This is a genomic window from Streptomyces gamaensis (assembly GCF_042656465.1).
GTDB lineage: Bacteria > Actinomycetota > Actinomycetes > Streptomycetales > Streptomycetaceae > Streptomyces > Streptomyces gamaensis.
This window is the reverse complement of record NZ_JBHSPB010000012.1, coordinates 227,917-250,231: the sequence shown is the minus strand read 5'-3', so window position 1 is coordinate 250,231 and position 22,315 is coordinate 227,917. Positions and strand designations below refer to the sequence as shown.

Here is a 22,315-nt window from a genome sequence, read left to right as displayed (position 1 = left end):
CTTGTGCCTCCTCAGGCCACCGTCGGTTCGGAGGAGCCGCGGGGGCCGTCGGCCGGTCCTGCCTCCCGGGCGGCGGCAGCGGCGAGTTCGCGGGCCGTACCGTCCTCGCCGTCCTCGGTCATCGCACGGTCGGTGTAGACCAGCGGCCGCTCCGCCTCGGTGACGAGGTGCTTGACGACCTGCACATTGCCGTTGACGTCCCAAACGGCGATGCCCGGGGTCAGGGTCGGGATGATCTCCACGGCCCAGCGGGGCAGGCCGAGGACCCGCCCCGTGGCCCGGGCCTCGTCCGCCTTCTGCGCGTAGACCGTGCGCGTGGAGGCCATCTTGAGGATGGCCGCCGCCTCGCGGGCCGCCGCCCCGTCGACGACATCGGACAAGTGGTGCACCACGGCCACGAACGACAGCCCCAGACGGCGCCCGAACTTCAGCAGCCGCTGGAACAGCTGGGCGACGAAAGGCGAGTTGATGATGTGCCACGCCTCCTCGACCAGAAAGATCCGCTTCTTCCGGTCGGGGCGGATCCAGGTGTGCTCCAGCCAGACACCCACGATCGCCATCAGGATCGGCATGGCGATCGAATTGCGGTCGATGTGCGAGAGATCGAAGATGATCAGTGGTGCGTCCAGGTCGATCCCGGCGCTCGTCGGGCCGTCGAACATGCCGCGCAGGTCGCCGTCGACCAGCCGGTCCAGAACGAGGGCGACGTCCAGGCCCCAGGCGCGGACATCGTCTATGTCCACGTTCATGGTCTCCGCCGACTCGGCCTCCGGGTGGCGCAGTTGCTCGACGATGTCGGTGAGCACCGGCTGCCGGTCCAGGATCGTCTCGTTGACGTAGGAGTGCGCGACCTTGAGGGCGAAACCGGACCTCTCGTCCAGCCCGCGCCCCATCGCCACTTCGATGATGGTGCGCAGCAGGGCGAGCTGCCCGGTCGTGGTGATCGACGGGTCGAGCGGGTTCAGCCGGATGCCGCCCTCACGGGCCGTCATCGGGTCGAGACGGATGGGGGTTATGCCGAGCTGCTGGGCGATGAGGTTCCACTCGCCGACACCATCCTCGCCCTGCGCGTCGAGGACCACGACCTGCCGGTCCCGGAAGCGCAGTTGGCGCAGGACGTAGGTCTTCTCCAGCGCGGACTTGCCGTTGCCGGACTCGCCGAGGACGAGCCAGTGGGGGGCTGGCAGTTGCTGTCCGTACAGCTGGAACGGGTCGTAGATGTAGCCCTTGCCGGAGTACACCTCGCGCCCGATGATGACGCCCGAGTCGCCGAGGCCGGGCGCGGCGGTGGGCAGGTAGACGGCCTGCGCCTGGCCGGTGGAGGTGCGTACGGGCAGCCGGGTGGTCTCCACCTTTCCGAACAGGAAGCTCGTGAAAGCCTCGGTGAGAGCGGTCAGCAGGTCGAGCACGGCAATTCGCCCCTATCGTCGGATGCCGGTTGCGAACGGCAGGGTGTTGACGAAGGCCCGGTGGTGCTCGCGGTCGCACCACTCCAGCTTCAGATAGCTCTTGCCGGCCGAGGCTCTTATGGTCCGCTTGTCGCGCGCCAACGCCTCCGGGGAGCGGGAGGAGACGGTGATGTAGCCGACGAGGTTGACGCCGGCGGCGCCACTGGCGAGGTCCTCGCCGCGCTGGTCGACACGCGAGTGGTGGGCGACGTCGCGCGGGTCGACCACCCGGTTCATCTTGGCGGCGCGCGAGGCGTCCGCGTCGTCGTTGGTCTTCTCCGTCAGCATCCGCTCGATGGCCACGTCGGTGGGTTCCAGGTCCATGCAGACGGCGACGGTCCGGATCACGTCCGGGGTGTGCACGAGCAGCGGGGCGAGGAAGTTGACGCCCACGGGGGTCATCGGCCACTCCTTCACCCAGGCCGTGCCATGGCACCAGGGGGCGCGGGTCGCGGACTCACGGGTCTTGGCCTGGAGATACTGCGGCTCCGTGGCGTCCAGTTCGGCCGGCCAGGCATTGCGCTGGGTCATGGCCTGGATGTGGTCGATGGGGTGGTCCGGGTCGTACATGGAGTGCACGAGGGAGGCCAGCCGGGCCTGGCCGAGCGGCTGGCGGACCCGGATGTCGGCCTCCGCGAGCCGGGCGCAGATGTCGGTCAGCTCCCGTGCCATGATCACGGCGAGGCCGCCGTCGCGGTCCAGGCGCCGCCGGCCGCCGCCCTCGTGCCGGGAGGCGCGCGCGATGACCTGCGCCTCGGAGGCGAGGTCGCGCGTGTAGTGCATACAGGCCACGAGGTAGGCGCGGTGCTGCTCGGAGGAGGTGGACACCATCGACTGCAACTGCTCGTAGGAGTCCTGGAGCCACTTCGGGGAGCCGGGGTCGCCGCGCCGCTCGACGTCCTTGGCGTGCGCGTCCGGGTCGGCCGGGAGCGTACGGGCGAGCATCTGCAGCCGGGTGACGTAGCCGTCGCCGTTGGCGACGTGCTTGAGGAGGGTGCCGAAGCGGTCGACGAGCGCCTCCTGGTCCTCCGAGTCGCGCAGGCCCACGCCCGGGCCCTCGATCTCGATCGCGGCGGTGACTGTGCGGCGGTCGGCGTGCAGCAGCACGGCGATCTCGTCGGGGCCGAAGGGCGCCGCCAGCCAGGTGATCCGGCCGATGCCCGGCGGCGGTCCGATCTCCACCTCGCGGCCGTCCAGGCGGGTGCCCGCCTCGGCGGCGGAGGAGCGGTAGCCGGCGCCGCGCCGCAGGATGCGCTTGTAGCTGCGGTTGATCTCGAACCACTTGTAGAACGTACGGCCCTTGTACGGCACGTAGACGGCGGCCAGCGCCAGCAGGGGGCACCCGGTCAGGGACATGATCCGCAGCGGCAGGACCGGCACGAGGAGGCCGCACATCATGCCGAGGAAGGCGCCCGCGATGATCAGTGCGATCTCGCCGGTCTCCCGGTTCTTGCCGACGACCGCGTTGGGACGCGCGCGGCCGATCAGATACGTACGGCGGGCCGCGACCGGCTGGGACTGGGCCTGCATCGTCAACTCCGCTCACCTCCCGGGGATGTGCTGCGGTTCTGTGCACGGGGCGCGGGCGGGCGGGCGGCGGCGTGCTTGGCCGGGCCGGAGGCCGGGGCCGCGCTGCCGGTGTCGCCGGCCGGGCGGGCGGCCGGGCGGGTGGAGTGCGCGGCGACCCCGCCCGACACGGCGCCCGCCGGGGGGCGGGCGGCGGAGCCACCGCCACCGGCGTTCGAATCGCCGCGCGCGCTGTGGGTGTTGATGCCCTGCTTGACGAGTGCGGCCGGCGAGGAGATCACGGCGGCGGCCTGCCGGGAGGCCGCGTCCTTGCTGGCGTTGCGGGTGCTGACGATCTCGTCGCCGAAGCCGGGGACGAAGCGGTAGATCATCGCGCTGGCGAAGATGGCGAGCACGATGATCGCGAGGCCGGAGACCACCGCCGAGAAGGAGTTCGGGCCCTTGCCGGTGGACAGGGCCCCGGCGAGGCCGAGCACGATCACGACGATCGGCTTGACCATGATCACGGCGATCATGATGCCTGCCCAGCGGCGGACATGCCCCCACATGTTCTTGTCCACGAGCCCCGCGTACACCGCGGTTCCCAGGAGGGCTCCCACGTACAGCAGAGCGGCCCGGATGACGAGTTCGAGCCACAGGACGCCTGCGGCGAGCACCGAGACGAGGGAGACCACGATGAGCATGATCGGGCCGCCGCCGATGCTGTTGCCCTTCTGCAGGGCGTCGGCGAAGTTGCCGAAGAACACGTCGTTGTTGGAGCTCGAACCGGTCGCGATGACGTCGGTGACGGCGTCGGTGGCCGAGACGAGCGTGTAGAGGATGAGCGGGGTGAAGGCGGACGCGAGGACGGTGAGCCACAGGAAACCGATCGCCTCGGTGATCGCCTCGGTGAACGGCACGCCGCGCACGGCCCGTTTGGCCACGGCCAGCAGCCACAGGACGAGCGTCAGCACGGTCGAGGCGGCGAAGACGACGGCGTACTGGCGCAGGAAGTTGGCGTTGGTGAAGTCGACGTTGCCGGTGGCGTGCACGGCGTCGGAGAGTTTGCGGACGATCCACGAGGCGGCGTCGGCACAGCCCTTGGCGAGGGAGGCCAGCGGGTCGGTGAGGTCCTTGGGGTCGGAGGGAGTGGTGTGACCGCCGCCGCTGCCGCCGTGGCCCTGGCAGAGGTCCCGGGCCGGGCCGGGCACGAGGTCGCAGTTGTCGGCGGGCGGTGAGCTGGGCGCGGGCGTGGGCGTCGGCGTGACGCTCGGGCCCGCGCTGGGGCCGCCCGACGCCGGCGGGGTGGCGGGCGGCGCCGGGGCGGCGAGTGCCTTCGACGCGGCGACGACCACCGTGGCCTGCACGGCCGCGAGGCCGGCGGCGACGGGCAGCGTGTGCCGCCGCACGGCGGCCAGGACGGCGGAGCGGCTTGCCCGACGACGGCCGCGGGGGGCGTCCGGGAGCCCGGAACCGGCGAGGGGAGCGGGGTGCTCAGCGTGCGGGGCGCTGGAACTGCCGGGCGGTGTGGGGTGCTTGGTGCGTGAGCGCCCGGGGGCGGGGCTCGGGGTGGTGGACGGGTGCCCCGGGGCGGCGGTTGGTGTGCTGGCCCCTGCGCGAGGACGCCCGTGCTCGGTGTGCGGCAGTCCGGAACGGTCGCTTCGTCCGGGCCGGTCGGCGCGCGGGGTGCCGGGATGCTCGGTCCAGGGAGAGGGGGTGTGTTCCGGGCGGGGGAGCGGGGGGCTCTCCTCGGGGTGGGGGGAGCCCGGGGCGGTGGGTGAGTGGTCAGCGCGCATAGGTGAACCCTCCGAACCCTTGTACCGCGTCCGACATGTCCTTGGCCGAGGCCGCCGCCTGGTCGCGGCCGACCGGGGCGGGGCCCTCCGCCCGTTTGAGGCCGACGATCTTCCAGTCGTCTCCGGTCCACTGGAGATCGAAGGTGTCCGTGTACCAGCTCTCCGTGACCGGGTTGGTGGAGCCCTCACCGGCCAGACCGAACAGCGTGGAGTACCAGACGGCCACGCTCGCCGTACTCCCCGCATAACCGAGGGACTTGGTGCCGACCGGGTTCGTCCGGGAGACGAAGGTCGTGCCCCGGGGGGCGTTGCCGCCCGCGTCGAGGCCGACCTTCTTCAGGAAGCCGGGATCGGAGTAGACCTTGTCGAAATCGCCCTGCCGGGCGGCGACGACCTCGGGGGCGTACAGGGCGGAGACGAGCGCGCGGCGCGTGTCGGTCCGGTACATTCCGTCGCCGCCGAGCGCGACGGCGTAGTTAGCGGCGGCGGACTGCGCGCCCTGCTCCGTGTGCGCGTAGCCGGAAGGGACGCCCCCGGTTCTGCCCTCGACCGGTGTGGTGCCGGAGGGTGCCGTGGGACGGCTGTCGGCGGACGTACCGTCCCCCTTGCCGGCGCCGTCGGAACCGGAGTCCCCGCCACCCCTGTTCGCGAACGCGATGGCGGCGAGGAGGAGGACGACCACGCCGACGACGGTCACCAGGTTCCGGCTGGGCTTTCCGGCCGTGCGGCGCCCCGCGCGGCGCCCGGGGCCGTACGGATCGGTCTCGCCTTCCGGCAGGCGGGTGCGGGTCAGCTGCTGCTCGTCGCCGTAGCCGCCGCCCGCGCCGCCGGAGTGCCGGCCGTAGCCGTCGTCTCCGAGACTCATCGTGCGCACGCCCCCTCATACGTCGTGGCCGGTGTAGCACTCGCATATGACGGTAGCGGTGCGGAAGGATTCTCGGGGGAGGAGTACGAGGGGGTGTGAGGGGGCATCAGGTGGCAGCCTCGGGTGCGGGGGGGGGGACACGGGGACGAGAGGACCTGCGCGGGGGCGACGCGCGGTGGTGCGGACGGATGGCGGGGCGGAGCGGGGCGCGGGCCGTGCGGTCGGGCTGTGCGGTCGGGTCGAGCGGTCGGAGGTGCAGTCGAGTTGGGCGGTCAGGCCCGGGCAGTCCCTGCTCCGACCCGGTCGGATGAGGTCAAATCCGTTCACATCGTGCGCGGTTGGGCGAGGTCGCATACGGCGCGGCGACGGTGGCCGGAGGGCGGCGCGGGGCGCCCACCGGCGCGGTCAGACGGCCATGCCGTAGACGATCGTGAAGAGGGTGCCGAGCGAGCCGATGATGAAGACGCCGGTCAGCCCGGCGACGATCAGGCCCTTGCCCTGCTCGGCACTGAAGGTGTCGCGCAGCGCGGTCGCTCCGATGCGCTGTTTCGCCGCGCCCCAGATCGCGATGGCCAGGCAGAGCAGAATGGCCACCGCCATGATGACCTCGATCATGACGCGGGCCTCGTTGCCGAGACTGCCGAACGGCCCCCAGTTCGGGGCGATTCCGCCAATAATGGTGTTGATGTCGCCCTTACCGGCTGCCAAAAACATGTGTAACTCACCGCCCCTTGTGGGTCGTTGTGCTGATGCCCGTTCTCGTTCCTGCGGGTAGGCAAAGGTCGAGACCTATCTTCGCCGACGATCCGGCTTCCGCATGTCGACTTGGCGTCAATTTTTCCCCGAAGCCGCGCACGTCACCCGGGTATCGGCCCGCCGCGCGACGCGAACGCCGTCCGCGCTGTCAGCGGCGCTGTCGGCGGCACTGTCAGTGGCGGAGTCTATGGTGACTCTGTGTATCACGCGTGTGGACAGCGGGCAATCGCTGTGGAGGTGGGGGGTCATGGGGATGCGCGGGAGGTCATGGGCGCGGTCGGTAGGCTGGGGCGTGCGCGGCCCGGAAGCCGGGCGCGCTCCGGGGCCGCGGGAGCGCGTCCGCGCCCTCGCCGGACGCTCCGGGCGCGTCAGGAAGCCCCGGGCGCCGCGCGCTTCGAGGACGCAAGGGTGGTACAGGTGCTGGTTGCCGAACGGTACCGGCTGGGGGAGCTGCTCGGCCGCGGCGGCATGGGCGAGGTCCGGCAGGGGTACGACGAGGTGCTGGGCCGTCAGGTGGCGGTCAAGCTGCTGCTGGGCGACGGTGACGAGGCGGCCGCCGGCCGTTTCCGGCTGGAGGCGCAGACCGCCGCCCGCCTCAATCACCCGCACGTGGTCGGCGTGTACGACTTCGGCGCGTGGGACGGCCGCTTCTATCTGGTCATGGAGCTCGTGCGCGGGCCCAGCCTGGCCCAGGAGCTGGCCGCGCGCGGCGCGCTCTCGCCGCGCCGGGTCGCGCGCGTCGCCGCCGAGGCGGCGGCCGGGCTCGCGGCGGCCCACCGGCAGGGGGTCGTGCACCGGGACGTCAAGCCCGGCAATCTGATGCTCGACGCCGACGGCGCGCTGAAGATCGGTGACTTCGGCATCGCCCGCTTCGTCGACGAGACCTCGGCGGGGCTCACCCGGGCCGGGCAGATCGTCGGTACGAGCACCTATCTCGCCCCGGAGCGCGCGCTGGGCCGGGTGGCGGGCCCGCCCTCGGACGTGTACGCGCTGGGGTGCGTCCTCTATCACCTGTTGACCGGACAGCCGCCGTTCTGGTCGGAGAACCCGACCAATCTGCTCTATCTGCATGTCGACGAGGAGCCGGTCCCGGCCCGGCGGCACCGCGTCGATCTGCCGGGGGCCTTCGACGCGTATCTGCTGCGGATGCTGGCGAAGGAGCCCGCGGACCGCCCCACGGCCGAGGAGGCCGCGGCCTGGTTCGGCAGCCGGGCCTGGGAGGGCGCCGTCGCGGAACCGGCGTCCTCGGCCGGGCCGTTCGGCGCTCCGGCCGCCGGGCCCGTGGTGCCTCCGATGCCGGTGACGCCGCCGCGGCCGTCCGTACCGCCGACGGCCGGCGCGCGCCGCGGCCGTCCGCGGGCGCACGGCCGCGCAGGAACGGATCTGCGCGCCGCGCTGTCCGGGGGCCTGTGGCCGCCGAAGGCCGTTCTGCGGAGGCCGAAGGCCATGGTCACCACCGTGGCCGGGCTGGTGGCCTTCGGGATCGCCGCCGCCGTGGGGGCCGCGCTGTCCGGTACGGACGGCGGCGGAGGCGGCGGACTGCCCGGCGGCGGGCCGCACGCGGTCCCGGCGGACGCGGCGGTTCCCTCGCCGGAGGCCGACGCCGGGCACGGCAAGCACAAGGACAAAGGCAAGAGCAAGGGCAAGGACGGCCAGGACGGCAAGGGCGCGGACGGTGGCGGCCGTTCGTATCCGAAGGAGCAGGCGGAGCGCGACCCCGGCAGCGGCGGCTGAGCGCCCGCGCCGGTCAGCCCTGCGGAGCCGGGTCGTCCAGGCCCTCGACGAAGTGGTCGAACTCGCCCGCCTTGACACCCAGTACGAAGGCGTCCCACTTGGCGTTGGTCGTCACCACGACCTCCTCGGGCTTGAGGTTCTCCCGGAGGTAGACATTGCCGTCGTCGCCGAAGGCGACCTCCAGGTACTCGGTCTCGTCGCCCTCGGTCGCGGGGATCCACCGCAGGTTGTCCGGCACGGGAACGGGCGGTACGGACACGGGTGCCCTCCAAGGGTGTTCGGGGGTGCGGTCGGGTGCGGGGCCCACGATAGTCCGCCCCACCACGCCCGTGCCGCCGGGCCGTTGGCGTCCGTAGCGGCAACTGCCCCCCGTCGCACCGCCCGTGCGCCCCTGTGACCCCGATGCCGGCCCGGGTAAATCCCTGAGCACGGGATACGGTGCGCACCCGTGGGGGAGGATTGCGGGGTGCGCAAATTCTGGGTGGCCGTGGGTGTCGGGATCGGGGGGTGCCTGTGTTTCGTCGGGCTCCTCGTCGTCGGCGTGTACGGGGCCGCGGGCGGGCTCTTCGGCGGGGCGCGGGGTGCCGTCGGGCTCGCGGAGGGCGCCGTGCCGGCCGAGTACCAGGGCCTCGTCCAGAAGTGGGGCAACGCGTGCCCCGCTCTCAACCCCGCCATGCTCGCCGCCCAGATCTACTCCGAGAGCGCCTGGAACCCCAGGGCGCAGAGCCCGGCGGGCGCGCTCGGCATCGCCCAGTTCATCCCCGAGACCTGGGCCACCTACGGGATCGACGCCGACGGGGACGGCAAGGCGGACATATGGGATCCTCGGGACGCCATCCCGTCGGCCGCCCTCTACGACTGTGCCCTGGCCCGCTATGTCAAGGACGTCCCGGGCGACAACTCCGACAACATGCTGGCGTCGTACAACGCCGGCGCCTACCGGGTCATCAAGGCGGGCGGGGTGCCCTCGATCAGCGAGACCCAGGGGTACGTGCGCGAGATCCGCGCGCTGGAGAAGTCCTTCGCGCGCCCCCTGGGCCGGCTCGGCCCGTCACGGCAGGCGGCCGGGGCCATCTCCTTCGCGCAGGGCAAGCTCGGCACGCCCTATCTGTGGGGCGGCAACGGCGGCCCCGAGGACGGCGGCCGCTTCGACTGCTCGGGGCTGACCAAGGCGGCCTACGAGTCCGTCGGCATCCAGCTCCCGCGCGTGGCCGACGACCAGTGGAACACCGGCCCGCATCCCGGGCGCGGCGAACTGCAGCCGGGAGACCTGGTGTTCTTCGCGCACGACCTGAAGGACCCGCGCACCATCCACCACGTCGGGATCTACGTCGGCGGCGGATACATGATCAACGCGCCGCACACCGGCGCGCTGATCCGCTTCGACCGCATCGACACCCCGGACTACATCGGGGCGACCAGGGTGACCCAGGACGGCGCGCGGGCGTTGGCAGCGGGGGGTGGTCGTCCGTAGGGGCCGCCCGGCGCCGGGACCACGGGGCGATCACGGGGCACTGTCACTCTTGGATAACGTCCTGGTGATCATTGGGTGGAAAGTGGAACGCCGGGGTGGAGTGCCGCGTTCCATGGGTGTGGAAGAGCAGGACCGCATACGGACTGGACGCACGGACCACGGGGGTCGGCAGCTGGACGTAGCAACAGGCGACAGATAAGGGGCCACAGCACATGGCTGGACTCGCGACGGTGTACCCCATGTCGGAGGCCAGGATCGAGGCGAACCCCGACGTGGGCGCGCTGTACGACATCAACGGCCTCGCCAAGGGCGCCCCCAACTGGCTGGACCGGACCGTGGAGTTCATCGGCGAGTACGGCATCGTGCTCGGGTTCGGCATCCTCATGCTGTTCGCCTGGTGGAGCGTACGCAAGCGCGAGGACGCCCCCGCGGGCGTCGCCGCGCTGCTGTGGGCACCGCTCGCCGCCGGTATCGCCCTGCTCGTCAACATCCCCATCCGCGGCTTCGTCAAGAGACCCCGGCCGTTCCTCGACCACCAGGGCCTGGACGTGCTCGTCAAGGGCAAGACGGACTTCTCGTTCGTCAGCGACCACGCGACCCTGACGATGGCGATCGCCGTCGCCCTCTTCCTCGCGCACCGCAGGTTCGGCCTGATCGGCATCGGGCTGGCGCTGCTGGAGGGCTTCAGCCGCGTCTACCTGGGCGTGCACTACCCGACGGACGTCATCGGCGGCCTCGCCCTCGGCACGGCCGTCGCCCTGCTCCTCGCACCGCTCGCGATGATGCTCCTCACCCCCCTCGCGAAGGCCGTCGCGGCCACGCGCGCAAGCTGGCTCGTCGGGGCACGCCGCCGGGTGAGGCCGGTGGTGGCGGCGGCCGGTGCGGGGCGCGATGTGACGGGGCAGTCACGGCAGCACCGGAACAACGACCTGGCGGCGTAAGGGCGTCCCGTCCCTCGCAACGGCGGTGGGGTTGCGCGGGGTTGACGGCCGTCAACAGGGTGAGGGCTCCGCTGTGCGGGGTGCGGGCGCGGTGCCTGAGCCGGGGTGCAGGAGTGGATCCCGGTGTTGGGATGCGGGCGCGGCGCCCCAGTCGGGGTCCAGGGGCACAGCCCCGGGCGGGGTGCAGGGGGCGCAGCCCCCGCGGGGGGTTCGGGGGGCGAAGCCCCCCGAGGGCAAGCAATCGTTTCCGGGTGCCGGGTGGGGGTGGGCAAGTGCAGCGTGACGACGCCGCCAGGCCACTCGTTGACAGCGCATGGCGGCCCCCCGGCACAGACGCACAGGCGCGGCCGCCGTCCCCAGGACGGCGGCCGCCGCGCTCGCGCTGCTCCTCCCCTGCGTCTCCGGCTGCGTGCCGCACGGTCCCGCCGAAGCCCGCCCCGCGCTCCACGACGACATCCGCAGCGTCGGCGGGCAGGCCCGCGCGGCGGGCGACGACGGCGACCCCGGCCGGGCCCGCGCCGCCCTGCGCCGCGCCGCGCGGCTCCTCGCGGACGCGGGCGGCGCGCGCGTACGCACCTCCATGGAGACCGTCAGCGGCGGCACCCGGCTGACGATCCGCGGGGCGGGCGAGTACGACTTCGCCCGCCCCGTCGGGCAGTTGACGGTGCTCGTGCCCGCCGACGCGGCCGGTTCCGGCGAACAGCGGGCCGTCACCGAGGTCTTCGCGCCCGGCGCGCTGTACATGAAGAACCGGGGCGCGGGCGTCCCCGCCGGCAAGTGGGTCCGCCTCGCCACCCCGGCCCTCCCCGACGGCAACCTCCTCACGAGCGGTGCCACCGACCCGCTCGCCGCCGCCGAACTCCTCGGCGGCGCCCGCCAGGTGACGTACATGCGGGACGAACGCATCGACGGGGTGCCGGTCAAGCACTACTGGGGCACCATCGACCTCGGGCAGGCCGCCCGGCTCGCACCCGAGCGGGACCGCGCGCCGCTCGCGGTGGCGGCGAAAGGGTTCTCCGGGGGCACGGTCGCCTTCGACGTCTACCTCGACGAACAGGGGCGGCCGCGCCGGCTGCGGCACCGGTTCAGCGTGGCGGAGCGGGGCGCGCCGGACGCGCGCAGCGCGCGCGGTGCTCGCGGTGGCCGGGTGCGCGGGGCGCCGCAGGCGCCTCTGGCGCCTCCGGCGCCGATGAGTGTCGTCTCCACGGTGGAACTGGACGGGTTCGGCACCCCCGTCGACGTCCGGTTGCCCGCGCCCGCGGACATCTATACGGGGACGGTCGGTTCGCCGCGGACCTAGAGCGACGGGCCTGGTGCGTGGCCCGGGAAATGGTCCTTCTGTGCCATGCGCGCCATGTGTACCGATCACTACGCTGGACAACCGTAGGCGAAAGACCGACGAAGGATCCGAGCCGCCCGAGGAGGTGAATCACGTGGTTTCGCGGCGCTGTTCGTCCGGCGGGCCGGACCCCGTGGCCCTCATCGAGATCGATCTGTACGGGGACTTGATGATCGCCGCGTCCAGTGCGGATGAGGAACGGCTGAGCGCGGATCGTATCGACGAGGTGTTGAGGGTCCGGCGTGACGGTGTGGAGGACGGCTGAGCCTTTGCCGGTCCTTGCCCACCCCCCACCCGGCACCCGGAAACGATCGCTTGCCCTCGGGGGGGCTCCGCCCCCCGAACCCCCCACGGGGGCTGCGCCCCCTGCACCCCGCCCGGGGCTGTGCCCCTGGACCCCACCTGGGGCTCCACGCCTGCGCTGCGGCCCGGGCGCCGCGTCCCCACCCCGCCCGGGGCTGCGCCCCTGGACCCCGACCAGGGCTTCGCCCCTGGGCTCCGACTCGGGCGCCGCGCCTGCGTTCCGATACCGGGCCCGCCCGTGCGCCCGGCCCGAGGATTCGCCCCCGAACCTCCCCTGCGGGGCTGCGCCCCCGGGACCCTGGCTCGGGCACCGCGCCCGCACCCCAACACCGGGACCCGCCTCCGCGCCCCGCCCGGAGCTGCGCCCCCTGGGCACCGGCTGGAACTGCGCGTCCTGCACCCCGACTCGGGCACCGCGCCTGTGCCCCAACGCCGGGCGCCGCCCCCGCACCGCGCCGGGGCCCCGCACCCCCCGGAGCCCCGCACCGTGACTCCGGCTGCGCCCCGCACCCCGCCCGGGGCCCCGCACCCCCCGGAGCGCAGGCCGCCCCCCGGAGCGTCGGCCGTCCCCACCCGGGGCCCGCGCCCCCGTGGGCGCGCACCCCGTCCGGCGCGCCGCCCGCCCCGTCCGCCCCGCGCCCCCACGGGCGCACGCGACCCCCCGAGAGCCGCCGCAGGCAGAGACGCTACGTGCGGAGCATGCGCGCGATGGCCGCGCTCGCTTCTGCTACCTTCGCGTCGATTTCCGCGCCGCCCTTGACGGCCGCGTCCGCGACGCAGTGGCGGAGGTGTTCCTGGAGGAGCTGGAGCGCGAAGGACTGCAGGGCCTTCGTGCCGGCTGAGACCTGGGTCAGTATGTCGATGCAGTAGACGTCCTCCTCGACCATGCGCTGGAGGCCGCGGATCTGGCCCTCGATCCGGCGCAGGCGCTTGAGGTGCTGGTCCTTCTGGTGGCTGTAGCCGTGCGGGCCGTGGCCGGTGTGCTCGGTGTGGTCGGGGGTGGCCGGGGGAGCCGGGGCCGGCTCCCTGGTGCCGGTCGCTTCGGCGTTCGTGCTGGTCATGGTGCCCTCCGGTCGGTCTCGGCCCCTGTCGGTGTGCATACCGTGAACTACCCGCTCAGATACCCCCGGCGGGTATATTCTACCGAAATTCCGCGCCGGAGGCGGTACCGCCTTGGTGAGCACTCTGCCCGATGGGCGACACTGAGGGAATGCCAGTTAGCTGTGGCTGGACGATGCGCCTAGCATCAACGAGACCGAATCCGCTGCACCCCGAGGATCCCACGTGCGCTTTCGTCTGACCCCCAGGGAGACGAGCTTCTACGACATGTTCGCCGCATCCGCGGACAACATCGTCACGGGCTCCAAGCTCCTGATGGAACTGCTCGGCGCGGACTCGTCCGCCCGGGCCGAGATCGCCGAGCGGATGCGGGCAGCGGAACACGCGGGGGACGACGCGACCCACGCGATCTTCCACCAGCTGAATTCCTCGTTCATCACTCCGTTCGACCGCGAGGACATCTACGCGCTCGCCGGTTCGCTCGACGACATCATGGATTTCATGGAAGAGGCCGTCGACCTGGTGGTTCTCTACCAGATCGACGAACTGCCGAAGGGTGTCGAGCAGCAGATCGAGGTTCTCGCGCGGGCCGCCGAGCTCACCGCGGAGGCCATGCCGAATCTGCGGACCATGACGAACCTCACGGAGTACTGGATCGAGGTCAACCGGCTGGAGAACCAGGCCGACCAGATCCACCGCAAGCTCCTCGCCCAGCTGTTCAACGGCAAGTACGACGCGATCGAGGTGCTCAAGCTCAAGCAGGTCGTGGACGTGCTGGAGGAAGCCGCGGACGCGTTCGAGCACGTCGCCAACACCGTCGAGACCATCGCGGTCAAGGAGTCCTGACCCGCGGTGGACACCTTTGCTCTCGTCGTGACCATCGGGGTCGCGCTCGGCTTCACCTATACCAACGGTTTCCACGACTCCGCGAACGCGATCGCGACCTCGGTCTCGACGCGGGCGCTCACCCCGCGTGCGGCGCTGGCGATGGCCGCCGTGATGAACCTCGCCGGTGCCTTTCTGGGCAGCGGGGTCGCCAAGACCGTCAGCGAGGGCCTGATCGAGACGCCCACCGGCGGACAGGGAATGATGATCCTGTTCTCCGCGCTGGTCGGGGCCATCTTCTGGAACATGATCACGTGGTACTTCGGTCTGCCGTCGTCCTCCTCGCACGCGCTGTTCGGCGGCATGGTGGGTGCGGCGCTGGCCGGTTCCTCGGTCGTCTACTGGTCGGGCGTGCTCGACAAGGTCGTCATTCCGATGTTCCTGTCGCCGCTCGTCGGACTCGTGCTCGGCTATCTCGTGATGGTCGTCATCCTGTGGATGTTCCGTAAAGCGAATCCGCACAAGGCGAAGCGCGGTTTCCGGATCGCGCAGACCGTCTCCGCGGCCGGCATGGCGCTCGGCCACGGCCTCCAGGACGCGCAGAAGACCATGGGCATCGTGGTGATGGCCCTCGTCATCGGCGGTGTCGAGGACCAGGGCGACCCGATCCCGGTGTGGGTGAAGATCGCCTGCGCGCTGATGCTCTCGCTCGGTACGTACGCGGGTGGCTGGCGCATCATGCGGACGCTGGGCCGGAAGATCATCGAGCTGGATCCGCCGCAGGGGTTCGCGGCGGAGACCACGGGTGCGTCGGTGATGTTCAGCACCGCGTTCATGTTCCACGCGCCGATCTCCACGACGCATGTGATCACTTCGGCGATCATGGGTGTGGGGGCCACGAAGCGGGTCAACGCGGTGCGTTGGGGTGTCGCGAAGAACATCATTCTGGGGTGGTTCATCACGATGCCGGCTGCGGCGATTGTCGCGGCGCTCAGCTACTGGGTGGTCAACCTGGCGTTCGGCTAGGCCGCGCCCGCCCTCCCCCAGAGGGGGTACCCCCAGGGCACCCCGACCCCCAAAGGCCCGCCCCGCTTCCGCAGGGCGGGCCTTGTCGTTTCCGTCAGCCGAACCGCCCCGAAATGTAGTCCTCCGTAGCCTGTACCGACGGGTTGGAGAAGATGCGTTCCGTGTCGTCGATCTCGATGAGGCGGCCGGGGAGGCCGACGCCCGCGAGGTTGAAGAAGGCGGTGCGGTCCGAGACGCGGGCGGCCTGCTGCATGTTGTGGGTCACGATGACGATCGTGAAGCGTTCCTTCAGTTCGCCGATCAGGTCCTCGACGGCGAGGGTGGAGATCGGGTCGAGCGCCGAGCAGGGCTCGTCCATGAGCAGGACCTGCGGTTCGACGGCTATCGCGCGGGCGATGCACAGCCGCTGCTGCTGGCCGCCGGAGAGGCCGGCGCCCGGCTTGTTCAGCCGGTCCTTGACCTCCTTCCACAGGTTGGCGCCCTTGAGGGACTTCTCGACGACCGTGTCGAGCTCGGCCTTGCGCAGGCGGCCGCCGTTCAGGCGCAGCCCGGCGGCCACGTTCTCGTAGATGGACATGGTCGGGAACGGGTTGGGCCGCTGGAAGACCATGCCGACGGTGCGGCGTACGGAGACCGGGTCGACGCCGGCCCCGTAGAGGTTCTCGTCGTCGAGCATCACCTTGCCCTCGACGCGGCCGCCGGGGGTGACCTCGTGCATCCGGTTCAGGGTGCGCAGGAAGGTGGACTTGCCGCAGCCGGAGGGGCCGATGAAGGCGGTCACGGAGCGGGGTTCGACGGTCATCGAGATGTCCTCGATGGCCTTGTGGGCGCCGTAGTACGCGGTGAGGCCGCTGACGTCGATTCGCTTGGCCATGGGGATCAACTGCTTTCGTAATCTGCGTAATCTGCCGCGGTCAGCGACTCTTCGGGGCTTTCCAGCGGGCGATGCCGCGGGCCACGAGGTTGAGGATCATGACGAAGGCGATGAGGACGAGGGCCGCCGCCCAGGCGCGGTCGTAGCTCGCCTCGTTGCCGGCCGCCCACTGCTCGTAGATGTAGTACGGCAGGGACGACTGGGCGCCGTCGAAGGGGTTGTTGTTGATGACCTGGGAGCCGAAGACGAGGAGCACGATGGGGGCGGTCTCGCCGGCGATGCGGGCGACGGAGAGCATGAGGCCCGTCGCGATGCCGCCGATCGCGGTGGGCAGGACGACCTTGAGGATCGTGCGCCACTTGGGCACGCCGAGGGCGAGGGAGGCCTCGCGCAGCTCGTTGGGGACGAGCTTGAGCATTTCCTCGGTGGAGCGGACGACCACCGGCATCATCAGGATCGCCAGGGCCATCGAACCGGCGAAGCCGGAGTAGCCGAAGTCGAGCATGATGATCCAGAAGCTGAGGACGAACAGGCCCGCGACGATGGACGGGATGCCGGTCATGACGTCCACGAAGAAGGTCACGGCGCGGGCCAGCCGGCCCCGCCCGTACTCGACGAGGTAGACCGCGGTCAGCAGGCCGACGGGGGCGGCGAGGGCGGTGGCGATGCCGACCTGTTCCAGGGTGCCGACGATCGCGTGGTAGACGCCGCCGCCGGGCTGGACGGTGAGCACCCCGGCCATGGAGTGGGAGAGGAAGGAGCCGTTCAGCACGGTCACGCCGCGCGCGATCGTCTCCCAGACGAGGGAGACCAGCGGGACGACGGCGAGGACGAAGCAGACCCACACCAGGCTGGTGGCGAGCCGGTCCTTGGCCTGGCGCCGGCCCTCGACCCGGGCGGCGAGGGCGTAGCCGCCGAGGACGAAGAGGGCGGCGGCGATCAGTCCCCACTGGATGCGGCTGGTCAGGCCCGCGCCGAGTCCGATGCCGCAGCCGGCGGCGGCGGAGCCGGCGGCGAGGGCGGGCGCGGCCCAGCGGGGGAGCCGGGGGCGGCGCAGGGTCGTGGGGGGCAGCGGGGCGCTGTCGGCGATCACGGGCTGGTCGAGGGTCATGTCGCTCATGCGGGGCCCCTTCCGGGGTGGGCGGTTCCGGGGCGGGGGGCGGGGGAGGGGCGACAGGTCACGCCGTGTACTCCTTGCGCCGCGCGATGATCATCCGGGCCGCGCCGTTGACCAGCAGGGTGAGGACGAACAGCACGAGTCCGGAGGCGATGAGGGCGTCCTTGCCGATCTCGCCGGACTCCTTGAAGCTGCTGGCGATGTTCTGCGCGAAGGTGCCGCCGCCCGGGTCGAGCAGGCTCTTGGCGATGGTGAAGCTGGGGGAGAGCACGGTGGCGACGGCCATGGTCTCGCCGAGGGCGCGGCCCAGGCCCAGCATCGAGGCGCTGATCACGCCGGAGCGGCCGAAGGGCAGCACCGCCGTGCGCACGACCTCCCAGCGGGTCGCGCCGAGCGCGAGCGCGGCTTCCTCGTGGGCCTTGGGGACCTGGAGGAAGACCTCGCGGCTGACGCTGGTGACGATCGGCAGGATCATGATCGCGAGCAGGATGCCGATGGTGAACAGGGAGCGGGCGGCGCCGCCCTGGTAGGAGAGGATCCCGGTCCAGCCGAAGAAGTCGTCGAACCAGCTGTAGAGGCCGCCGAGTTGCGGCACGAGGAAGAGGGCGCCCCACAGGCCGTAGACGATGGACGGCACGGCGGCGAGCAGGTCGATGACGTACGACAGCGGCGCGGCGAGCCGGCGCGGCGCGTAGTGCGAGATGAACAGGGCGATGCCGATGGCGACCGGTACCGCGATGACCATCGCGATCAGGGAGCTCGCGACCGTGCCGAAGGCGAGGACGGCGATGCCGAAGACCGGGGGGTTCGCGTTGGCGTTCCACTCGAAGGTCGTGAAGAAGTTCCCGTGGTCCTGGGCGAGGGCGTGTCCGGCCCGGACGGTGAGGAAGACCGCGATCGCGGCCATGATCACCAGCAGCAGGAGGCCGGAGCCGCGGGAGAGGCCCAGGAAGATCCGGTCGCCGAGGCGGGTGGCGGACCGGGCGGCCGGTGCGGGCGGGGGCTGGCTGGCGGTGTCGGTCGAGGGTATGTCCATGGGTCTCTCTCCGGACCTGTGCGGCGCGGTGCGTGGCGTACGGGCGGCGTGGCCGGCGGCCGGGCTCCTGGTGCGGCGGTGCACCCGGTCGTGCGGACGGCCCCCGGGCGGCGGGGGGCCGTCCGCACGCGGGTCAGGAGAGGTTCGCGATGCTCTCGCGGACCTTCGTGGCGATCTCGGCGGGCAGCGGCGCGTAGCCGAGGTCCTTGAGGACCGCCTGGCCGTCCTGGCTCGCGATGTAGGTCAGGAAGGACTTGGTGGCGGCCAGGGTCTCGGGCTTGTTGCCCTTGTCGCCGACGATCTCGTAGGTCACCAGCGTGATCGGGTAGGCGCCCTCGGCCTTGGTCGCGTAGTTGAGCTTCAGGGCGAGGTCCGCTCCGGAGCCGGTGATCCTGGCTTCGGCGATGGCCTTGGAGGCGTTGTCCGGGGTGGCCTCGACGGGGGCGGCGGCGCCGGTGTTCAGCTTCACCGTCTTGATCGAGTTGGCGGTCGCGTAGGACAGCTCGAAGTAGGAGATGGCGCCGGAGGTCTGCTTGACCTGGGAGGCGACGCCGGACGAACCGTCCGCGGACTGGCCGCCCTTGGCGGCCCAGGCCTTGGCGGGCTCGTAGGGCCAGGACTTCTCGGCCGCGGCCTTGAGGTACTTGGTGAAGTTGTCCGTGGTGCCGGACTCGTCGGAGCGGTGGAACGCCTGGATCTTCAGATCCGGGAGCTTGGCGTCCTTGTTGAGCTTGGCGATCGCCTCGTCGTTCCACTTCTCGATCTTGCCGTCGAAGATCTTGGCGAGGGTGTCGGCGTCGAGGACCAGGTTGTCCACGCCGGGCACGTTGTAGCCGATGGCGATCGGGCCGCCGACCATGGGCAGGTCGATGCCCTGGCCGCCCTTGAACATCTCCTTGGACTTGGCGGTCTCCTCCGGCTTGAGGGCCGAGTCGGAGCCCGCGAAGGCGGTCTTGCCCGCGAGGAACTCCTGGATGCCCGCGCCCGAGCCGGTGGGCTTGTAGTTGACCTGGATGTCCTTGCAGGCCGCCGTGAAGTTCTTGACCCACAGGTCCATGGCGTTCTTCTGCGCGGACGAGCCCGAGGCGAGCAGCTGGCCCTTGCCGTCGCACTTGATGTTCCCGGCGGCCTTGGTGGAGCCGCCGCCCGTGGAGCCGCCGGTGCCACCGCTGTTGTCGTCGGAACCGCACGCCGTGAGGACCAGGGCGCCGGAGACGGCGAGGGCGCCGAGTGCGACGGCGCGGAGCCGGGTCTTGCGCTGAAGCTTCACTTTCGGATGTTCCTTCCGGGAGCCGCCGCTGGGGCGGCGTGCGAGAGGTGGTGACGTACCGCCGAAATTAGGCAGAACAGGTGAAGCGGTCGATGGGCAGGGGTGAACGGAGGGTGAACCTCGGTCGTCAGTGCGGTGGCCCGCCGGGATGTTCGGCGCGTCGGCGCGATCGGCAGGGCTCATGGGACGAGTGTGGCCTGCGTCTCTGATGGTTTCGTGACGACGGTCACGAGGACCCCCACGCGTTTTCGTGAGCTTCGTCATGCGGACCCGGGGGGTTTGTCGTGACATGGGTCATCACGTGTTCGTCCCGTGACATGCCGAATGCCGCCCTGGCTATGGCATATGACAGGGGCGAGTGGCTCCGTTCCATTCCGTTGGGCCGTGCCGTCCCGCTAGGGTCGCGTTCGACGTCCGACGGCCGGTGCGTGCCGTCCGCCGGAGCAGAAAACGACCAGCACAGGAACCGGGAAAAGCCGCCATGTCCGTACCCGCGCCGCGATGCGCGCAGCCGCCCCTGTGGCCGGCCGCGCGGCCCGATGCCGGGCTGACCGTGCTGGTCATCGAGGGCGAACCCGGCGGCTCCTTCTCCGTGGCCGAGTCGGCCGGAACCCCGGGCGCGGCGGGCAAGCCCGTCCGGATCCGTACGGCCCGCAATCTCACCGAGGCCGAGCGGCTGCTCACCGACGACGTGCACTGCATCCTCCTCGACCTCGCCCTGCCGCCCGCCGCCGCCGTACCGCCCGGCGACGGCGAGACGGACGCGGCGCGCGACGCCTTCGGCGCGCTGCGCCACGTCCTGCGGCTCGCCCCCGACCGCGCCGTGCTCGCCCTCACCGCCGAGGACGACGTCGAGCGCGCCGCCGAAGCGGTACGGGCCGGGGCCCAGGACTACCTCTTCCGCGACGAGCTTCGAGGACCGGCGCTCAGCCGCGCCGTCCGCTACGCCGTCGAGCGCAAGCGCGCCGACCTCACGCAGCGGCAGCTCACCGAGTCGCTGCTGCTCGCGCAGGAGAACGCCCGGCTGGAGCGCGGACTGCTGCCCACCCCGCTGCTGGCCGGCTCCGCGCTGCGGTTCGCCTCCCGCTACCGGCCCGGCCGCAGCCGCGCCCTGCTCGGTGGCGACTTCTACGACACCGTACGCACCCCCGACGGCACCGTGCACGCCATGATCGGCGACGTCAGCGGGCACGGCCCCGACGAGGCCGCCCTCGGTGTCGAACTGCGCATCGCCTGGCGGGCCTTGACCCTCGCGGGCCTGTGCGGGGCCGAACTCCTCGCCGCGCTGCAGCAGTTGCTGGAGCACGAACGCGCCGACGAGGAGACCTTCGCGACGCTGTGCGCAGTCGACATCGCGCCGCACCGCCGCACCGCCGAACTGACCCTGGCCGGGCACCCGGCCCCCCTGCTCATCCGCCCCGGGCAGCCGCCCCGCCTGCTGCCCCAGGAGGACGGCGGCCCCGCGCTCGGCCTGCTGCGCGAGGCCCGCTGGCCGGGCCGCCCGGTCGAACTCGGTGCCGACTGGGCCCTGATGATGTACACCGACGGGCTCATAGAGGGCCGCGTCGGCGACGGTCCGCACCGCCTGGGCCAGGACGGCATGCTTCAGCTGGTGGCACGTCAGTTGAGTGAGGGGCTGCACGGCGAGGAGCTGCTGGACGCCGCCGTCACGGAGGTACGCGCCCTCAACGGCGGGGAGTTGACGGACGACCTGGCCGTACTGCTGCTGGAGTCCGACGGCTCCGGCTGAGCGGCGTACGGGCGGCCGTACCGTACGTACTACGGTACGGGCCCGCCGTCAGCGGCGGCCGTTGTACGGACCGTACGGGCCGTCCGAGCTCGAACCCCGGCGGCGCGGGCCGCGCCCGCCCGAGACCTGCTTGAGCGCGGGCCGCACGTCCACCACATAGACGATCGTGGCGATCAGGCCGAGGATCGGCAGGAAGCTGAAGATCCCCAGGAAGAAGTTCACCGCGACCGCGAGGCTGAGAATGATCAGCCAGAACGGCTTGGTCTGCTTGCTCGCCGCGCGATACGCGTCCTCGCGGTGGACGGCCGCGCTGACGAACGCGAACAGGCTGAAGAGCAGCAGGCCCATCGACACCCAGGACATGACCCGGCCGAAGCCCTCTACCAGCATGCCGCTCACCCCTTGCTCTCGTCGCTGTCGTCGCTGCCGCCTGCTCCCGGCGGAGACCGCCACCGTACAAGGAGAACGGTCCGGGCACGCGATATGTGCCCGGACCGTCCGTGGTTTCCCGATTACTTCGGGTCGGTTTACTTCGGGTCGGTCTTCTTCGCGGCCGTGGTGGACTTGCGGGCCGTGGTCGTACGGCGGGCGGCGGCGGGCTTGGCCTCGTCACCGTTGGTGGACGCGCCGTCGGCCGGCTGCCCGGCCTTGGGGGCTTCCTCCGCCTTGGGGGCCTCCTCGGCCTTGGCGGTGCCGTTGACCGTCGTGACGCCGCCGCCGTTGCCCTCGGGCTTGCCCTGCGGCTCCGGCTCGGTGGCCACCGCGATCTCCACCGGCTCGCCCTGCTCCCCGCCGCGCCAGGTCTTGACGGCCTCACGGCCGCGCTCGGCCAGCTTCTCGACCCCGTCCCCGGCCTTCGCCAGCACGCCCACGCCCTGGCCCAGCAACTGCAGCGCCAGGTCCTGCGCGGACTGCGAGAGCTTCTTGACGTCCGTGTCGAGCAGCGTGCGCAGCTCGCCCACCTTGGCGGTGGCCCTGGCCTGCGTCTCCTTCGCCTTCGCCTGGGCCTCCTTGGCCTGGCGGGCGATCCGCTCCTGCACGTCCTTGGGATCGGTCTGCTTCAGCTGGTCGATGCGCTTCGGGGCCTTGGCCACGAAGTCCTCGACCTTTTCCCTGGCGAGGTCGGCGGCGCCGGCGGCGGCGTAGCCGGTGGTGGCGGCGGCCTTCTGGATGTCCTGCGTGGTGATGGCCATGGC

General features: G+C 71.7%; 21 protein-coding genes. 8 read left to right on the top strand and 13 right to left on the bottom strand.

The window, feature by feature from the left end:
* Positions 1-11 precede the first annotated feature (11 nt).
* The 5 genes from ACFP1Z_RS21065 to ACFP1Z_RS21045 all read right to left on the bottom strand — a co-directional run bounded on the left by ACFP1Z_RS21065 (position 12) and on the right by ACFP1Z_RS21045 (position 6,329).
* Positions 12-1,409, bottom strand: coding sequence for an ATP-binding protein (locus ACFP1Z_RS21065; protein WP_390318269.1), 1,398 nt, complete (start codon positions 1,407-1,409; stop codon positions 12-14).
* A gap of 12 nt (positions 1,410-1,421) precedes the next feature.
* Positions 1,422-2,978, bottom strand: a complete 1,557-nt coding sequence (locus ACFP1Z_RS21060) for an SCO6880 family protein (RefSeq protein WP_390318306.1) — start codon at positions 2,976-2,978, stop codon at positions 1,422-1,424.
* A gap of 2 nt (positions 2,979-2,980) precedes the next feature.
* Entirely contained in the window at positions 2,981-4,363 is a 1,383-nt protein-coding gene (locus tag ACFP1Z_RS21055; protein ID WP_390318268.1) for a hypothetical protein, read from the bottom strand.
* A gap of 376 nt (positions 4,364-4,739) precedes the next feature.
* Entirely contained in the window at positions 4,740-5,615 is an 876-nt protein-coding gene (locus ACFP1Z_RS21050) for a hypothetical protein (protein WP_390318266.1), read from the bottom strand.
* Positions 5,616-6,020: 405 nt separating this feature from the next.
* On the bottom strand, positions 6,021-6,329 hold the full coding sequence (locus ACFP1Z_RS21045) for a hypothetical protein (RefSeq protein WP_030367101.1): 309 nt from the start codon (positions 6,327-6,329) through the stop codon (positions 6,021-6,023).
* A 459-nt stretch (positions 6,330-6,788) separates the two neighbouring features.
* On the opposite strand from ACFP1Z_RS21045, the gene ACFP1Z_RS21040 reads away from it, so the two are divergent.
* The gene (locus ACFP1Z_RS21040) at positions 6,789-8,105 is read left to right on the top strand and encodes a serine/threonine-protein kinase (RefSeq protein ID WP_390318264.1); all 1,317 of its coding nucleotides are present in this window, start codon (positions 6,789-6,791) and stop codon (positions 8,103-8,105) included.
* A 13-nt stretch (positions 8,106-8,118) separates the two neighbouring features.
* On the opposite strand, the gene ACFP1Z_RS21035 is transcribed toward ACFP1Z_RS21040, so the two are convergent.
* A complete protein-coding gene (locus ACFP1Z_RS21035; RefSeq protein ID WP_390318262.1) occupies positions 8,119-8,364 on the bottom strand; it encodes a DUF397 domain-containing protein in 246 nt (81 codons plus the stop codon).
* Positions 8,365-8,571: 207 nt separating this feature from the next.
* On the opposite strand from ACFP1Z_RS21035, the gene ACFP1Z_RS21030 reads away from it, so the two are divergent.
* From ACFP1Z_RS21030 to ACFP1Z_RS21015, 4 genes are all read left to right on the top strand, one after another.
* On the top strand, positions 8,572-9,579 hold the full coding sequence (locus ACFP1Z_RS21030; RefSeq protein WP_390318260.1) for a C40 family peptidase: 1,008 nt from the start codon (positions 8,572-8,574) through the stop codon (positions 9,577-9,579).
* 212 nt (positions 9,580-9,791) lie between these two features.
* Positions 9,792-10,520, top strand: a complete 729-nt coding sequence (locus ACFP1Z_RS21025; protein ID WP_390318258.1) for a phosphatase PAP2 family protein — start codon at positions 9,792-9,794, stop codon at positions 10,518-10,520.
* Positions 10,521-10,833: 313 nt separating this feature from the next.
* A complete protein-coding gene (locus ACFP1Z_RS21020; RefSeq protein ID WP_390318256.1) occupies positions 10,834-11,820 on the top strand; it encodes an SCO4651 family lipoprotein in 987 nt (328 codons plus the stop codon).
* A gap of 133 nt (positions 11,821-11,953) precedes the next feature.
* Positions 11,954-12,124 (top strand): hypothetical protein, encoded by a 171-nt coding sequence (locus ACFP1Z_RS21015; protein ID WP_390318254.1) that lies wholly within the window; start codon positions 11,954-11,956, stop codon positions 12,122-12,124.
* Positions 12,125-12,848: 724 nt separating this feature from the next.
* On the opposite strand, the gene ACFP1Z_RS21010 is transcribed toward ACFP1Z_RS21015, so the two are convergent.
* Positions 12,849-13,223, bottom strand: a complete 375-nt coding sequence (locus ACFP1Z_RS21010) for a metal-sensitive transcriptional regulator (protein ID WP_390318253.1) — start codon at positions 13,221-13,223, stop codon at positions 12,849-12,851.
* A 223-nt stretch (positions 13,224-13,446) separates the two neighbouring features.
* On the opposite strand from ACFP1Z_RS21010, the gene ACFP1Z_RS21005 reads away from it, so the two are divergent.
* Both ACFP1Z_RS21005 and ACFP1Z_RS21000 read left to right on the top strand, forming a co-directional pair.
* Complete coding sequence (locus ACFP1Z_RS21005; protein ID WP_390318252.1) at positions 13,447-14,067, top strand: DUF47 domain-containing protein; 621 nt, start codon at positions 13,447-13,449, stop codon at positions 14,065-14,067.
* A 6-nt stretch (positions 14,068-14,073) separates the two neighbouring features.
* Positions 14,074-15,072, top strand: a complete 999-nt coding sequence (locus tag ACFP1Z_RS21000) for an inorganic phosphate transporter (RefSeq protein WP_390318250.1) — start codon at positions 14,074-14,076, stop codon at positions 15,070-15,072.
* 94 nt (positions 15,073-15,166) lie between these two features.
* Here the strand turns inward: ACFP1Z_RS21000 and pstB are convergent, their stop codons facing one another.
* The 4 genes from pstB to pstS form a co-directional block, all read right to left on the bottom strand.
* Entirely contained in the window at positions 15,167-15,946 is a 780-nt protein-coding gene (pstB, locus tag ACFP1Z_RS20995; protein WP_390318248.1) for a phosphate ABC transporter ATP-binding protein PstB, read from the bottom strand.
* A gap of 40 nt (positions 15,947-15,986) precedes the next feature.
* Positions 15,987-17,066, bottom strand: coding sequence for a phosphate ABC transporter permease PstA (gene pstA / locus ACFP1Z_RS20990; RefSeq protein WP_390318246.1), 1,080 nt, complete (start codon positions 17,064-17,066; stop codon positions 15,987-15,989).
* Positions 17,067-17,124: 58 nt separating this feature from the next.
* Positions 17,125-18,099 carry a phosphate ABC transporter permease subunit PstC gene (pstC, locus tag ACFP1Z_RS20985; protein WP_390318245.1) on the bottom strand — a complete coding sequence of 325 codons (975 nt, stop codon included), beginning with the start codon at positions 18,097-18,099 and terminating at the stop codon, positions 17,125-17,127.
* 133 nt (positions 18,100-18,232) lie between these two features.
* The gene (gene pstS / locus ACFP1Z_RS20980; RefSeq protein ID WP_390318243.1) at positions 18,233-19,369 is read right to left on the bottom strand and encodes a phosphate ABC transporter substrate-binding protein PstS; all 1,137 of its coding nucleotides are present in this window, start codon (positions 19,367-19,369) and stop codon (positions 18,233-18,235) included.
* A gap of 481 nt (positions 19,370-19,850) precedes the next feature.
* On the opposite strand from pstS, the gene ACFP1Z_RS20975 reads away from it, so the two are divergent.
* Positions 19,851-21,119, top strand: coding sequence for a PP2C family protein-serine/threonine phosphatase (locus ACFP1Z_RS20975; protein WP_390318241.1), 1,269 nt, complete (start codon positions 19,851-19,853; stop codon positions 21,117-21,119).
* Positions 21,120-21,167: 48 nt separating this feature from the next.
* Here ACFP1Z_RS20975 and ACFP1Z_RS20970 read toward each other — a convergent pair whose 3' ends face one another.
* On the bottom strand, positions 21,168-21,509 hold the full coding sequence (locus ACFP1Z_RS20970; protein ID WP_390318239.1) for a DUF2516 family protein: 342 nt from the start codon (positions 21,507-21,509) through the stop codon (positions 21,168-21,170).
* Between the two features lie 137 nt (positions 21,510-21,646).
* Positions 21,647-22,312: a hypothetical protein gene (locus tag ACFP1Z_RS20965; RefSeq protein ID WP_390318238.1), complete on the bottom strand. Its 666-nt coding sequence runs from the start codon at positions 22,310-22,312 to the stop codon at positions 21,647-21,649.
* Positions 22,313-22,315 lie beyond the last annotated feature (3 nt).

Bases quoted from the DNA above. Each gene is read 5' to 3' on its own strand.
- ACFP1Z_RS21060 (WP_390318306.1), bottom strand. From the start codon at position 2,978: ATGCAGGCCCAGTCCCAGCCGGTCGCGGCCCGCCGTACGTATCTGATC.
- ACFP1Z_RS21050 (WP_390318266.1), bottom strand. From the start codon at position 5,615: ATGAGTCTCGGAGACGACGGCTACGGCCGGCACTCCGGCGGCGCGGGC.
- ACFP1Z_RS21045 (WP_030367101.1), bottom strand. From the start codon at position 6,329: ATGTTTTTGGCAGCCGGTAAGGGCGACATCAACACCATTATTGGCGGA.
- ACFP1Z_RS21025 (WP_390318258.1), top strand. From the start codon at position 9,792: ATGGCTGGACTCGCGACGGTGTACCCCATGTCGGAGGCCAGGATCGAG.
- ACFP1Z_RS21020 (WP_390318256.1), top strand. From the start codon at position 10,834: ATGGCGGCCCCCCGGCACAGACGCACAGGCGCGGCCGCCGTCCCCAGG.
- ACFP1Z_RS21010 (WP_390318253.1), bottom strand. From the start codon at position 13,223: ATGACCAGCACGAACGCCGAAGCGACCGGCACCAGGGAGCCGGCCCCG.
- pstB (WP_390318248.1), bottom strand. From the start codon at position 15,946: ATGGCCAAGCGAATCGACGTCAGCGGCCTCACCGCGTACTACGGCGCC.
- pstA (WP_390318246.1), bottom strand. From the start codon at position 17,066: ATGAGCGACATGACCCTCGACCAGCCCGTGATCGCCGACAGCGCCCCG.
- pstC (WP_390318245.1), bottom strand. From the start codon at position 18,099: ATGGACATACCCTCGACCGACACCGCCAGCCAGCCCCCGCCCGCACCG.
- ACFP1Z_RS20975 (WP_390318241.1), top strand. From the start codon at position 19,851: ATGTCCGTACCCGCGCCGCGATGCGCGCAGCCGCCCCTGTGGCCGGCC.
- ACFP1Z_RS20970 (WP_390318239.1), bottom strand. From the start codon at position 21,509: ATGCTGGTAGAGGGCTTCGGCCGGGTCATGTCCTGGGTGTCGATGGGC.
- ACFP1Z_RS20965 (WP_390318238.1), bottom strand. From the start codon at position 22,312: ATGGCCATCACCACGCAGGACATCCAGAAGGCCGCCGCCACCACCGGC.